Source organism: Microbacterium sp. USHLN186 (assembly GCF_037145155.1).
Taxonomy (GTDB): Bacteria; Actinomycetota; Actinomycetes; order Actinomycetales; family Microbacteriaceae; genus Microbacterium.
Window position 1 is genome coordinate 34,880 of record NZ_JBBCYA010000008.1, and the last position, 12,822, is coordinate 47,701.

General features: G+C 71.5%; 12 protein-coding genes. 3 read left to right on the forward strand and 9 right to left on the reverse strand.

What is annotated here, in order from left to right:
* Nucleotides 1–13 precede the first annotated feature (13 nt).
* Together metE and WFG93_RS13720 are read right to left on the reverse strand one after the other, a co-directional pair.
* Nucleotides 14–2,326 carry a 5-methyltetrahydropteroyltriglutamate--homocysteine S-methyltransferase gene (gene metE, locus WFG93_RS13715; protein WP_336646902.1) on the reverse strand — a complete coding sequence of 771 codons (2,313 nt, stop codon included), beginning with the start codon at nt 2,324–2,326 and terminating at the stop codon, nt 14–16.
* Nucleotides 2,323–3,273, reverse strand: a complete 951-nt coding sequence (locus tag WFG93_RS13720; RefSeq protein WP_336646903.1) for a methylenetetrahydrofolate reductase — start codon at nt 3,271–3,273, stop codon at nt 2,323–2,325. The genes metE and WFG93_RS13720 overlap by 4 nt, the downstream gene beginning before the upstream one ends.
* A gap of 155 nt (nt 3,274–3,428) precedes the next feature.
* On the opposite strand from WFG93_RS13720, the gene WFG93_RS13725 reads away from it, so the two are divergent.
* Complete coding sequence (locus tag WFG93_RS13725; protein ID WP_336646904.1) at nt 3,429–5,303, forward strand: S9 family peptidase; 1,875 nt, start codon at nt 3,429–3,431, stop codon at nt 5,301–5,303.
* A gap of 4 nt (nt 5,304–5,307) precedes the next feature.
* Here WFG93_RS13725 and smpB read toward each other — a convergent pair whose 3' ends face one another.
* The 3 genes from smpB to ftsE form a co-directional block, all read right to left on the reverse strand.
* Nucleotides 5,308–5,784 carry an SsrA-binding protein SmpB gene (gene smpB, locus WFG93_RS13730; RefSeq protein WP_336646905.1) on the reverse strand — a complete coding sequence of 159 codons (477 nt, stop codon included), beginning with the start codon at nt 5,782–5,784 and terminating at the stop codon, nt 5,308–5,310.
* A gap of 79 nt (nt 5,785–5,863) precedes the next feature.
* Nucleotides 5,864–6,778, reverse strand: a complete 915-nt coding sequence (gene ftsX, locus WFG93_RS13735; protein WP_336646906.1) for a permease-like cell division protein FtsX — start codon at nt 6,776–6,778, stop codon at nt 5,864–5,866.
* Nucleotides 6,775–7,845 carry a cell division ATP-binding protein FtsE gene (gene ftsE / locus WFG93_RS13740; protein ID WP_336646907.1) on the reverse strand — a complete coding sequence of 357 codons (1,071 nt, stop codon included), beginning with the start codon at nt 7,843–7,845 and terminating at the stop codon, nt 6,775–6,777. Before ftsE ends, ftsX begins: the two co-directional genes overlap by 4 nt.
* Before the next feature lie 119 nt (nt 7,846–7,964).
* Here ftsE and WFG93_RS13745 point away from each other — a divergent pair, with 119 nt between their 5' ends.
* Complete coding sequence (locus tag WFG93_RS13745) at nt 7,965–8,897, forward strand: DUF2510 domain-containing protein (RefSeq protein ID WP_336646908.1); 933 nt, start codon at nt 7,965–7,967, stop codon at nt 8,895–8,897.
* Nucleotides 8,898–8,980: 83 nt separating this feature from the next.
* Here the strand turns inward: WFG93_RS13745 and prfB are convergent, their stop codons facing one another.
* Nucleotides 8,981–10,093, reverse strand: coding sequence for a peptide chain release factor 2 (gene prfB, locus WFG93_RS13750; protein ID WP_336646909.1), 1,113 nt, complete (start codon nt 10,091–10,093; stop codon nt 8,981–8,983).
* A 135-nt stretch (nt 10,094–10,228) separates the two neighbouring features.
* On the opposite strand from prfB, the gene WFG93_RS13755 reads away from it, so the two are divergent.
* Entirely contained in the window at nt 10,229–11,452 is a 1,224-nt protein-coding gene (locus WFG93_RS13755) for an MFS transporter (RefSeq protein WP_336646932.1), read from the forward strand.
* A gap of 22 nt (nt 11,453–11,474) precedes the next feature.
* Here the strand turns inward: WFG93_RS13755 and WFG93_RS13760 are convergent, their stop codons facing one another.
* The 3 genes from WFG93_RS13760 to WFG93_RS13770 all read right to left on the reverse strand — a co-directional run bounded on the left by WFG93_RS13760 (nt 11,475) and on the right by WFG93_RS13770 (nt 12,821).
* Nucleotides 11,475–11,894, reverse strand: coding sequence for a hypothetical protein (locus tag WFG93_RS13760; RefSeq protein WP_336646933.1), 420 nt, complete (start codon nt 11,892–11,894; stop codon nt 11,475–11,477).
* Nucleotides 11,895–11,986: 92 nt separating this feature from the next.
* Nucleotides 11,987–12,457, reverse strand: coding sequence for a TadE family protein (locus tag WFG93_RS13765; protein ID WP_336646910.1), 471 nt, complete (start codon nt 12,455–12,457; stop codon nt 11,987–11,989).
* Nucleotides 12,426–12,821, reverse strand: coding sequence for a TadE/TadG family type IV pilus assembly protein (locus WFG93_RS13770; protein ID WP_336646911.1), 396 nt, complete (start codon nt 12,819–12,821; stop codon nt 12,426–12,428). Before WFG93_RS13770 ends, WFG93_RS13765 begins: the two co-directional genes overlap by 32 nt.
* Between the last annotated feature and the right edge of the window lies 1 nt (nt 12,822).

Here is a 12,822-nt window from a genome sequence, read left to right on the forward strand (position 1 = left end):
TCGGCATCCGGGGTCAGACCGCGACGGCGACGTCCTCCCGCACGCGACGCGTGGCCTCGACGATGTTGCGCAGCGAGGCGACCGTCTCGTCATAGCCGCGGGTCTTCAGACCGCAGTCCGGGTTGACCCAGAGCTGGCGCAGCGGCAGCTCGTCGACCGCCCGGCGCAGCAGCGTCTCCACCTCCGCGACGCTCGGCACGCGCGGCGAGTGGATGTCGTACACGCCGGGGCCGATGCCGTGGTCGAAGCCGTGGTGCGCGATGTCGGCGACCACCTCCATGCGGCTGCGCGCCGCCTCGATCGAGGTGACGTCGGCGTCGAGTGCGCGGATTGCGTCGATGACCACGCCGAACTCCGAGTAGCAGAGGTGGGTGTGGATCTGCGTCGCGGCAGCCGCCCCGCCGGTCGCGAGCCGGAACGAGCGCACCGACCAGTCGAGGTAGGCCGGCTGGTCGGCCTGCTTCAGCGGCAGCAGTTCGCGCAGCGCGGGCTCGTCCACCTGGATGATCGCGATGCCGGCCGACTCGAGATCGGTGATCTCGTCGCGCAAGGCGAGGGCCACCTGGTCGGCGGTCTCGCTCAGCGGCTGGTCATCGCGTACGAACGACCACGCGAGGATGGTCACCGGGCCGGTGAGCATGCCCTTGACGGGCTTGACGCTGAGCGACTGGGCGTACGTCGCCCAGGACACCGTGATCGGCGCGGGCCGCGAGACGTCGCCCCAGAGGATCGAGGGACGCGTCGCGCGGGAGCCGTACGACTGCACCCAGCCGTGCTGGGTGACCGCGAAGCCGTCGAGGTGCTCGGCGAAGTACTGCACCATGTCGTTGCGCTCGGGCTCGCCGTGCACGAGCACGTCCAGTCCGAGCTCCTCCTGCAGGGCGACGACCTGGTCGATCTCGCGGCGCAGGAAGTCCGCGTAGTCCTCGACGGGGATCTCCCCGCGCAGGAAGCGCGCGCGGGCCCGTCGGATGTCGCCGGTCTGCGGGAACGAGCCGATGGTGGTCAGCGGAAGGGCGGGCAGACCCAGCGCCTGCTGAGCGCTCTCGCGCTCGGCGTACGAGACGCGCGAGAAATCCGCCTCGGCGACCTCATGGCCGCGCACGGCGCCGTCGCGCACGCCGGGGGCGTCACGCCGGTCGGCGAGTGCGGCGGACGCCGCGTCGAGCTCGTCGGCGATGGCATCGCGTCCGTCGGCGAGACCGCGCGCGAGGGTGACCACCTGGCCGACCTTCTGGTCGGCGAAGGCGAGCCACGAGACCAGACGGGCATCCAGAGCCGTCTCGTCGTCGACATCGTGCGGCACGTGCAGCAGCGAGGTCGAGGTGGATGCCGCGACCGCTGTGGCGCCGAGCGCGCGCAGCGCCTCGAGCGTGCGGAAAGCGCCAACGAGGTCGCCGCGCCAGATGTTGTGACCGTCGATCACGCCGCCGACGAGGGTCTTGCCGGCGAGGGACGGCAGCGAGGCGGGCACCTCGCCGCGCACGAGGTCGATGCCGATCGCCTCGACAGGAGCGGCTGCCAGCACGTCGAGCGTCGCGCCGAGCGCCGCGTACGGGGCGGCGACGAAGATCTGCGGGCGTTCGCCGGCACCGCCGAGAACCGCGAGCGCGCGGGCGGCGGCATCCGCGAGGGTCCCGGTGTCGACCGGCAGCGACTCGCTGACCAGCGCGGGCTCGTCCAACTGCACCCACTGTGCGCCGGCAGCCTTGAGCTTCTCGAGCAGCTCGGCGTAGACCGGCAGCACGTCGTCGAGGCGGCTGAGCGGCTCGAAGCCCTCCGGCGCGTCATCCGATGCCTTCGCCAGGGCGAGCAGGGTGACGGGTCCGACGATCACCGGGCGGGTGACGTATCCGGCAGCGGCGGCTTCGGCGACCTGCGTCACGAGGTGCTCGCTGGCGAGCGAGAAGGTCGTCTCGGGGCCGATCTCGGGGACGAGGTAGTGGTAGTTCGAGTCGAACCACTTGGTCATCTCCAGAGGGGCGCGCTCGCCCTCGCCGCGGGCGACCGTGAAGTACGCGCCGAGGCCGATCGAGCCGTCGGCGTCGCGCAGGTCGTCGAAGCGGGCGGGGATGGCGCCCACGGTGACGGCCGCGTCGAGCACCTGGTCGTAGAACGAGAACGACTCCGGGATGGACGAGTCAGCACGGCCGAGGCCGAGCGCGGAGAGTCGCTCGCGGGTGGCGGCGCGCAGCTCGGCGGCGGTGCGCTCCAGTTCTGCCTCGTCGATGCGCCCGGCCCAGAACGACTCGACGGCCTTCTTCAGCTCGCGGCGTCGGCCGATTCGCGGGTAGCCGAGGATGGTCCCGGCGGGGAAAGCGGTCATGAGTTTCCTTTCGATGCAGCGAGCAGGCGGCGCTCGGGGAGGACCCCGGCACCGTGGAGGACGTCGAGCACGGTCTCGTGCTGGTTGAACGCGTACAGGTGCACGCCGGGTGCGCCGCCGTCGACGACGGCGCGGATGAGGTCGGCGGCCCAGCGGATGCCGATCTGCCGGCGCCCCTCGGCGGTGGGCTCGATCTCGAGCTCGATCGCCAGCTCGCTCGGCAGCTCCTCGCCGGTGAGCTCCAGCACCCGGGTAAGTCGGGCGGGCGATGTGATGGGCATGATGCCCGGCAGGATCGGGATCGTCACCCCGGCGCGGCGCGCGCGCTCGACGAAGGCGAGGTAGTGGTCGGGATGGAAGAACAGCTGCGTGATGGCGAGCGTGGCGCCCGCGGCCTGCTTGGCGAGCAGTGCGTCGACGTGCTGGCTGCTGTACGCGGAGCGCGGGTGGCCGTTGGGGAAGGCGGCGACGGCGATGCTGACCTTGCGGCGCGGCGCCACGCGCACGGCATCCGGGTTGCCGCGCACCGGCGACTCCTCGTACGGCGCGCACTCGGCCTGCACCCGGTCGATCAGCTGCACCAGCTGCGCTGAGCTCTCCAGATCGCCGAGGAACGCGTCGGACTCGTCCTGACCCGCCGGCGGGTCGCCGCGCAGGGCGAGGAAGCTGCGCACACCCGCGTCGAGGAACTCGCGGATCAGCCGCGCCGCGCCCTCGTAGGTGTTGCCGACGCAGGTGAGGTGCGCGAGCGGCTCGGTCTCGGTGTGCTGGCGGATGTGGCGCAGCACCTCCAGTGACCGGCCGCCCGTCGAGCCGCCGGCGCCGTAGGTCACCGAGATGAACTCCGGGCCGGCCTCGGCGAGACGGGCGATCGTGTCGTGCAGCGCTCGGGCGCTCTCGGCCGTGCGCGGCGGGTACAGCTCGAAGGAGAACGGGACGCGGTCCATGGCCTTCTCCTCTGGGTCTCGGGGGGGGTGTCCTCAGACGGTAGGACAGCGGCGTCGCGCGGTGCACACTGTGTGACGCCGTGTGTCAGGTGGGTGACGCCGTGTGTCGGGGGGTGACGGCGTGTGCCGGCTGCGTGCTGGATAGGCTCGAGGACATGACCGCGTCCTACGGCTCATGGCCCTCCCCGTTCACCGCCGCCCAGATCGCCCAGGCAGCGCCGCGCATCGACGGCGCCCGCTTCGTGGGCGAGGAGATCTGGTGGGGTGAGTCGGTGCCCGCCGAGGGCGGGCGGGTGACCGTGCGCAGCTCGGCCGGGATCGAGGTGCTGCCGGCGCCGTGGAACGCCCGCTCGCGTGTGCACGAGTACGGGGGAGGGGCCTGGACCGCGGATGCCGACGGCGCGCTGTTCTTCGTGCACGGGGCCGATCAGCGCGTGTACCGGATGGCTCGCGACGGAGCCCCCGAGCCGCTGACCGCTGCGGGGGCGGCGTACGGCGGGCTGCGTGTGCAGCACGGTCGGCTACTCGCGGTGCGTGAGGATCTGCGCCCGGAGCAGCACCTGCGCGCGATCGTCGAGATACCCGTGGACGGCTCGGCCGCCGAGGACGAGGCAGCCGTGACGACGTTCATGGCGACGAGCGGCTTCGTCGCACATCCCGCTCTGTCCCCCGACGGCGCGCACCTGGCCTGGGTGCAGTGGAGCACTCTGCACATGCCCTGGGAGCATGCGCTACTGCACGTGGCACGAATCGGCACCGACCAGATGCTGCCGATCACGACCCGGTCCGCGCTGCAGCCGGAGTGGGCGGGCCCGCAGGAGCTGCTCTACCTCGACGACCTGCCCGATGGCCGCTGGAACCTGCAGCGGCTGCGCCTGCATCCGCACGACAGCGAGCGGCCGCCGACGCGCGAGCAGGTCGCGCCGGCGGACGCAGACACCGGCGGCGGGCTGTGGGTGCTGGGACAGCGCTGGTATCAGCCGCTGGCCGACGGGCGCGTCGTCGCGGTGCGCACGAACGGACGCGACGAGATCGTGCTGGTCGGCACCGACGGACGCGTCGAACTGCTGACCCTGCCCATCACCGCCGGCGCGTCCGTCGACGACGCGCACGGTGCGCGCGTGCTCATCTCCGGCGCCGGTGCGACCGTGGGCGCCGGCCTGTGGTGCATCGACCTCGACCACGGCACGGTGACGACGATCAGCGGCGGCGACGAGGCCGACCCGGCCTGGGTGCCGCGGGCGCGCACGCTGACGTTCGACGGCCCGCACGGTATCGTGCACGCGTTCGACTACCCGCCGACGAACCCCGACGTTGCCGCCCCCGCCGGCGAGCTGCCGCCGTACATCGTCATGGTGCACGGCGGACCCACCGCGCACGTGTCGGGTGCGGCCTCCACCGCGTACGCCTACTGGACCAGCCGCGGCATCGGCGTGCTGGATGTGAACTACGGCGGCTCGACCGGCTACGGCCGCGATTACCGCGAACGGCTGAACGGGCAGTGGGGCGTCGTCGACGTCGACGACGTCATCGCCGCAGCGCGCGGTCTCGCCGACGCCGGGCGGGCAGATCCCGCGCGGATCGCGATCCGCGGCGGCTCGGCGGGCGGGTGGACGGTGCTCAGCGCGCTGGTGCGCGGGGGCACGTTCGCCGCCGGGATCTCCCGCTACGGGGTGGCCGACCTGCGGATGCTGGCGGCCGAGACGCACGACTTCGAGGCTCGCTACCTGGACGGGCTGGTGGGCCCGCTGCCCGAGGCGGAGGACGTGTACATCGCCCGATCGCCGCTCACGCATGTCGACCGCATCGACGTGCCGGTGCTGCTGGAGCAGGGCTCCGAGGACCGGGTCGTGCCGCCCTCGCAGTCCGAGGCGATCCGCGACGCGCTGGCCGCGCGCGCAGTGCCGCACGAGTACGTGCTCTACGAGGGTGAGGGGCACGGCTTCCGCGCGGCGGAGACGATCATCTCGTCGCTGGAGACCGAGCTGCGCTTCCTCGGTCGCGTCTTCGGCTTCGACCCGCAGCTCTGACCGGTCACTCCCCCGTGCGGTTGCGCATGCGCATGGCGCGCTCGGCCTCGCGGGTGTCCTGGCGCTCGCGCAGCGTCTGGCGCTTGTCGTACTCCTTCTTGCCCTTCGCCAGCGCGATCTCCACCTTCGCGCGCCCGTCCGAGAAGTAGAGCTTGAGCGGGATCAGCGTGTAGCCGCCGGCCGAGACCGCGTGCTCGAGCTTGCGGATCTCATCCTTGTGCAGCAGCAGCTTGCGGATGCGCTTGGCGGAGTGATTGGTCCAGTGACCCTGGGAGTACTCCGGGATGTGCACGGCGTCGAGGAACGCCTCGCCGCCCTTGACATAGGCGTAGCCGTCGCTGAGGTTCGCGCGACCCTGGCGCAGCGACTTCACCTCGGTGCCGGTGAGCACGAGGCCCGCTTCATACGACTTCTCGAGGTTGAAGTCGTGGCGCGCGCGACGGTTGGTCGCGACGACCTTCTCCCCGCGTTCCCTGGGCATGTTCTACTCCTGACGACGGCCAGCCCTCCACCTTATCGGGTCCGCAGCCTGTCGAAGGGTCGCTGAGCCTGTCGAAGGGTCAGGTGCGCAGCCAGCGCCGGATGGCGAAGCCGGCCGACAGCGCGGCGAGCAGGACGCCGATGCCGATGAGCACGGGCACGACGAACGCGGCGTCCTGCATGTCGACCAGCGGGCGCATGAACGGCACCCGCTCGGCGAGATATCCCTCTACGCCGAACTTCACCCCGGCGAGCACGGCGACGCAGGCGAGCACCGATCCGAGGAAGGCCGCGAAGACGCCCTCCAGCACGAACGGCGTCTGGATCGACCGGTTCGACGCGCCGACCAGGCGCATGATGCCGATCTCCTTGCGCCGCGCGTAGGCGGACAGGCGGATGGTGGTGGCGATCAGCAGCACCGCGGCGATGAGCATGAGCGCGGCGACGCCCACCGCGATGTAGGTGGCCACGGTGAGCGCGGCGAACAGCGGGTCGAGCAGTCGGCGCTGGTCCTGCACCTCGTCCACACCGGCAACGCCCGAGAAGGCCTCCGTCAGCACGGTCGACTGCTGCGGATCCTTCAGCGTCACGCGGAACGCCACGCCCATGTTCTCCATCCCGAAGGCGTTCGCCTGCTCCTCACCGAAGCGCTCGACCCAGTTCTGGAACGTGGTCTGCTTGTCTTCGAAGGTCGTCTCGCTGATCAGCGGCGAGAGGGCGGGCCCGGCGAGGTCGTCGCGGACCTTTGTGATCTGCTCCTCGGTCGCCTCGTCGTCCGTGCAGTTCTGCGAGGTCGACAGCGGCGAGCACATGTAGATGGTCACCTCGGCCTTCTCGCCCCAGTAGCCGCGCATGGTCTGGATCTGGGTCTGCATGAGCACGGCGGCGCCCACGAACGTCAGCGACACGAAGGTGACCAGCACCACCGAGATCACCATGGAGATGTTGCGACGCAGCCCGATCAGGGCCTCGCCGACGATGAGTCCGAGATTCATGAGGTCGGGCCCACTTCCTCGTCGTCGTCCCCCGAGAGTCCCAGGCGATCGGCCATGCCCAGCTCGGCGACCTCCACCTCCGGAATGATGATCGCGTTCGTGCGCGGCCCCACCGTCGCACGCTGCTCCTCGGGCGCCGCCGGCGGCTCGGCGACGACGGGCGGCGTCTCGGACGTCGATCGGGATGCCGGCGGGGTCGTCGGCTCGGAGCGGAAGGTCGCGGGCACCTCCGCCCCCGGGGACGCGGCCTGCTCCGAGAGCGTCGAGGGGTGCGTCATCACGGGCAGCGCGGTGGTCTCGCGCTGCACCTCCTGCACCGCGGTGAGCGCGGCGGCGGCCGCCGCGCCGGGGATCGCCTCGGGCAGCAGGCGCGGGATGCTGGAGGTGTCGCCGTAGCCGCCGCCGGCCTCGTCGCGCACCATCTCGCCGCCCTTGAGCTCGATCACCCGCCGCTGCATCTGGTCGACGAAACCCGCCTCGTGCGTCGCCATCACCACGGTGGTGCCGCCCGCGTTGATGCGGGTCAGCAGCTGCATGATCCCCACGGAGGTGGCGGGGTCGAGGTTTCCGGTGGGCTCGTCGGCCAGCAGCACCTTGGGGCGGTTCACGATGGCGCGTGCGATCGCGACGCGCTGCTGCTCACCACCGGAGAGCTCGTGCGGCATCCGCTTGGCCTTGCCGTCGAGGCCGACCAGCGCGAGCGCCTCGGGCACGGCCTGCTGGATGAAGCCGCGGGAGGATCCGATCACCTGCAGCGAGAACGCGACGTTCTGCGCGACGGTCTTCGACGGCAGCAGCCGGAAGTCCTGGAACACCGAGCCGATGTGGCGCCGGAAGTAGGGCACCTTGCGGTTGGCGAGCGAGCGCAGGTCGCGCCCGAGCACGGCGACGCGGCCGGAGGTGGGCACGTCCTCGCGCAGGATCAGTCGCAGGCACGTCGACTTGCCCGAGCCGGAGGCTCCCACGAGGAAGACGAACTCCCCCGCGTCGACGTTGAAGTCGACCTCGGAGAGGGCGGGGCGTGCGGTGCCGCGATAGCGTTTGGTGACGTTCTCGAACCGGATCATGGCCATACGAGCCTATGCGGGCCGGGCGTCCGCGCGTTCAGCGACACTCCCCGTCCCCGCTGAGCCGGCGCGCACTGATATACACGTAGGGCGACACACACCGACACGAGGAGGATGCCATGAGCGTTCCCGCAGGATGGTACGACGACGGATCGGGACGCCAGCGCTGGTGGGACGGACAGCAGTGGACCGACCACTTCGCGCCCGCCGCGGGCGCCGAGACCTCCGCCGAGGACGCGCAGCCCACCATGGCGTATCCGAGTGCCGCAGACAGCGGCCTCGCCGGTCAGTCCGCCACCTCCGCCGACGGCCAGGGCGGGTACGCACCGCCCTCCGCAGACGCGACGAACCCCTATGCAGCCTATGCCGCGGCACCCGCCGACTCGAGCGGCTACGGACCCTACGACGCCGACGCGTATCGCGGCGAGGCGCCCGCGCCGCGCCGCACTCCCGTGCTCGGCTACATCGGTCTCGGCCTCGCGGTGATCGGCGGCATCATCGGCTGCATCCCCACCATCGCGACCTTCGGTGTGGGCGCGTTCCTGCTCTTCGCCGCCTTCGTCGTCTCGATCATCGCGCTGTTCATCAAGAACACGGTGAAGTGGCCGGGAATCGTGGGCCTGATCCTGTCGATCGTGATGGGCATCGTCGCGGCGGTCGTGCTGTCGGTCACGCTGTTCGCCGGCTACGCCCAGAGCGTCGACTGGGATTCGGTGGGCTCGCCGTCGGCATCCGATCCATTCACCGACGACACCGACGACACGGGTGCCACCCCCGACGACGCTCCGGATGACACCGGCGCGACCGGCGACCGGCCGGACGCCCCCGCCGTCGCGGAGGGGCTGGCCGTGATCCTCGACGTGCAGGACTCCGACGCGTTCACCGAGTCCGCGATGCTGTGCGTCGCGCAGGCGGTCGTGGACTCCGACCTCAGCGACGCGTCCGTGCAGCAGATCGCCGAGGGCGACCCCGAGCTGTCCGACCCGGACGAGCTGATGGAGTTCGGCTCGGCGCTCACCGACGCCGCATCCTCCTGCGCCGGCGTGGAGTGAGCCGGCACCACTGCGACCATTGACACGGAACGGCTCCCGGGAAGCATCCCGGGAGCCGTTCTCATGTCACTGACGCGATCCGGTCAGTCGTCGTCATCCTTGCGCTTGCGCCACCGGATGCCGGCCGAGATGAAGTCGTCGAGGTCGCCGTCGAACACACTGGCGGGGTTGCCGGACTCGTGCCCGGTGCGCAGGTCCTTGACCAGCTGCTGGCCGTAGAGGAAGTACGAGCGCATCTGGTCGCCCCAGCTGGCGGTGATGTTGCCGGCCAGCTCCTTCTTCTTCGCGGCCTCCTCCTCCTTCTGCAGCAGCAGCAGGCGGGTCTGCAGCAGGCGCATGGCGGCGGCGCGGTTCTGGATCTGCGACTTCTCGTTCTGCATCGAGATGACGATGCCGGTGGGAAGGTGGGTCAGGCGCACCGCGGAGTCGGTGGTGTTCACCGACTGCCCGCCCGGGCCCGAGGAGCGGAACACGTCCACGCGCAGGTCGTTCTCGGGGATCTCGACCTCGGTGGCCTCCTCCATGAGCGGGATGACCTCGACCGCGGCGAACGAGGTCTGCCGCTTGTCGGCCGAGCCGAACGGGCTGATGCGAGCCAGGCGGTGCGTGCCGGCCTCGACCGACAGCGTGCCGAACGCGTAGGGGGCGGTGATCTCGAAGGTCGCGGACTTGATGCCTGCGCCCTCGGCGTACGAGGTGTCCATCACCTTCACCGGATAGCCGTGCTGCTCGGCCCAGCGCAGGTACATGCGCATGAGCATCTCGGCGAAGTCGGTGGCGTCGTCGCCGCCGGCGCCGGAGCGGATCGTGATGATCGCGTTGCGCTCGTCGTACTCGCCGTCGAGCAGGGTCTGCACCTCGAGCTGGTTGATGGTCTGGGTCAGCGAATCGAGCTCGGCGCGCGCTTCGGCAGCGGAGTCCTCATCCTGCATCTCGTTGGCGAGTTCGACGAGCACCTCGAGGTCGTCGAGGCGGCGCTCGACCTCGGTGACGCGCTTGAGGTCCGCCTGCTTGTGGCTGAGCGCGCTGGTCACCTTCTGCGCCTGTTCGGGGTCGTCCCAGAGGTCGGGGGCGCCCGCTTCCTCGCTGAGGCGCGCGATGTCCGCGCGCAGGGTGTCGACGTCGACGACCTCGCGGATGTCGCCGAAGGTGTGTCGCAGGGCCTGGATGTCGGCGGAGAGATCGAGTTCGAACATGGCAGTCCACCTTATCGCGCCGCGCCCGGCTTTCCCTGACCGCGGCCCGCGCTGATGCGCCCAGGACCCGGCCACGGCTAGCGTGGGCGTGTGGCAGCAGACAGCGCAGCGGAAGTCCTGAAGCGGTTCGGGCCGATGGTCTACGCGCCCACGGTGCTGTTCTCGCTCGGTGAGGGCGCCGTGATCCCGCTGATCCCGGTGATCGCGACGCGCCTCGGCGCCGACGTGTCGCTGGCGGCGCTGGTCGCGGCGGCCCTGGTGATCGGCCAGCTGTGCGGCAACCTGCCCGCCGGTGCGCTGGTCGCGAAGGTCGGCGAGCGGTTCACGATGGTGGTCGCGGGCCTGGCCTCCATCGCCGCCGGGGTGGGGATGCTGCTCGCCGAGGACCTCACGCTGTTCACCGCGTCGGTCTTCGTGCTGGGATTCTGCGCCGCGGCGTTCGGGCTCGCGCGGCACGCGTTCATGACCACGCGCGTACCGCCGCGCTTCCGCGCGCGGGCGCTGTCGTTGCTGGGCGGCAGCTTCCGCTTCGGCGTCTTCATCGGACCGTTCGTCGCCGCCGGGCTCATCCAGCTCACCGGCGCCGAGCAGTCCACGATCTGGGCACTCCTGGTGTGCGCGGGCGCGATCGTGCCGCTCGTGCTGTTCGGCCCTGACCCCGAGAAGAGCAGCCCGGTGCTGCTCAAGCCGACCGGCGCCGCAGTGGCAGAGGATTCCGGCGAGGTCGTCACCGGGTCGATCCCCACGCACGATCGTTACGGCGTGCTGGCCACCATCTCGTACTACCGCGCCGTGCTCATGCGGCTGGGCGTCTCGGCAGCCACACTGTCGGCGGTGCGCTCGGCGCGGCAGGTGATCCTGCCGCTGTGGGGCGTCTCGCTCGGACTCGACGCCAGCACCATCGCCGTGGTGGTCGGCGTCTCCGGCGCGATCGACTTCGCCCTGTTCTACGCCAGCGGTCAGGTGATGGACCGCTTCGGGCGCATCTGGGCGGCACTGCCGGCCATGCTGTTCATGGGCGCAGGGCTCATCGTGCTCTCGCTCACCCACGAGGCGAATCAGGCTGCGATGTGGTTCGCGCTGATGGCGGCGATCCTCGGCCTCGGCAACGGCCTCTCCAGCGGCATCCTGCTCACCTACGGCGCCGACCTCGCCCCCGAGGAGGACCCGGCGACCTTCCTCGGCGCCTGGCGCACGCTGACCGATGCCGGCGGCGCGGCCGCTCCCCTGGTGGTCGCGGGCGTCACCGCCGCAGCATCCCTCTCGCTCGCCACTGGCGTGATGGGCGCGGTGGCGCTGCTGGGTGCCGCAGGATTCCTGCGCTGGACGCCGCGGTTCCTGCCGCGCCGCGACGCCTGAGCCGGCCGCTTCGGACATCCGGTCAGCGCAGGGCGGTGCGGCTGGTCGCGGTGGCCTCGAGCGGGACGCCGTCCGGCACGAACGGCGAGAACAGCGGCGGATGCCAGGCCGCGGCCACCGTGACACGCGCCGAGACCCCGTCTGGCGTGCCGGCCGAGATCAACCTCGCCTCGGTGGCGACGGCGCCGAGGACCGCGGCCGCCTGCTCGCGCACGCCTTCGTCGGTGAGCTCGGCGCGCACGCCCTCCCCCGCGGCCTGCAGGGTGAACCCGTCCGACCCGGCGAGCGCGGCGGCGTCGGCGAGCGAGTCGAGCCGCTTCTGCGCGATGTAGAGGTCGGTGGCGCAGACGCACGAGAACACGAGGGCGGTGGCGAGCAGCACGTAGCCCAGGATGAGCGGCAGCACGCTGCCGTCCTCGTCCGCCGCCGCGCCCGCGACCACCCGACGCAAGCGGGAACCCGCGCGAGAGGGGTCAGAAAACGCGGGGTGCGGGGCGCGGGATGCGACATTTCTTGACCCCTCGCTGCGGGGGATCACGGGTCACCCCACAGCCGCGACACCTTCTGGGCCGCCTGCGCCTCGATGGGGATCGCGCCGAGGCGGTCGAGCCCGAACACCGGCGGCAGCAGCGGCAGGCTGACGCTCGTTCGCACCGTCACGATCACGGTCGCCCCGGCGGTGGGGCAGCTCGCAGCGGCCGGGCGGCAGTCGATCTGCGCGTCGACGGCGTCGGCGTCCATGCCGTACTCGCTGACCACCGCCGCGAGCACCGCGTCGCCGCGCGCCGAGGCGGCGGCGGCATCCGGAGCCTGGCCGATCACGCGGGCGGTGTGCCGGGCTGCGGCTTCGGCGCCGAGGGTCTGCTCCTGCACCGCGCCGAGCGTGAGCACCAGGTAGGCGAGCGGGACCAGCAGCAGGATGCCGGCGACGATGAACTCCAGCGCTGCCGACCCGCGGTCGTCCCGCAGCCGCTCACTCCACCTCGAACGACTCGACCGGAGCACGGGCCTGCACCTCCATCCCGTAGGGCACGCCGATCAGGCCGAGCACGGGAAGGGTGGCGCGCACGCGCACGACGACGCTGCGGTGACCGAGTGCGTCGTCCTCGCCGACGGTGACGTCGCCCGCGTAGTCCGCGCCGATCGCGCGCGTGATCACGGACTCCGTGCGCGCGCCACCCTCCCGCAGCGACGTGTCGGCGAGCGCGGCGTGGTGCGCACCCTCCACCGCGGCGTCGTGCACCACGTTTCGCACGTACACCGCCAGACCCAGCTGCAGCACCGCCAGGGTCAGTGCGGTCAGCAGCGCGCCGACGAGCACGAACTCGACCGGGCTCGAGCCGCGCTCCTCCCGCAGCAGCGACCGCATG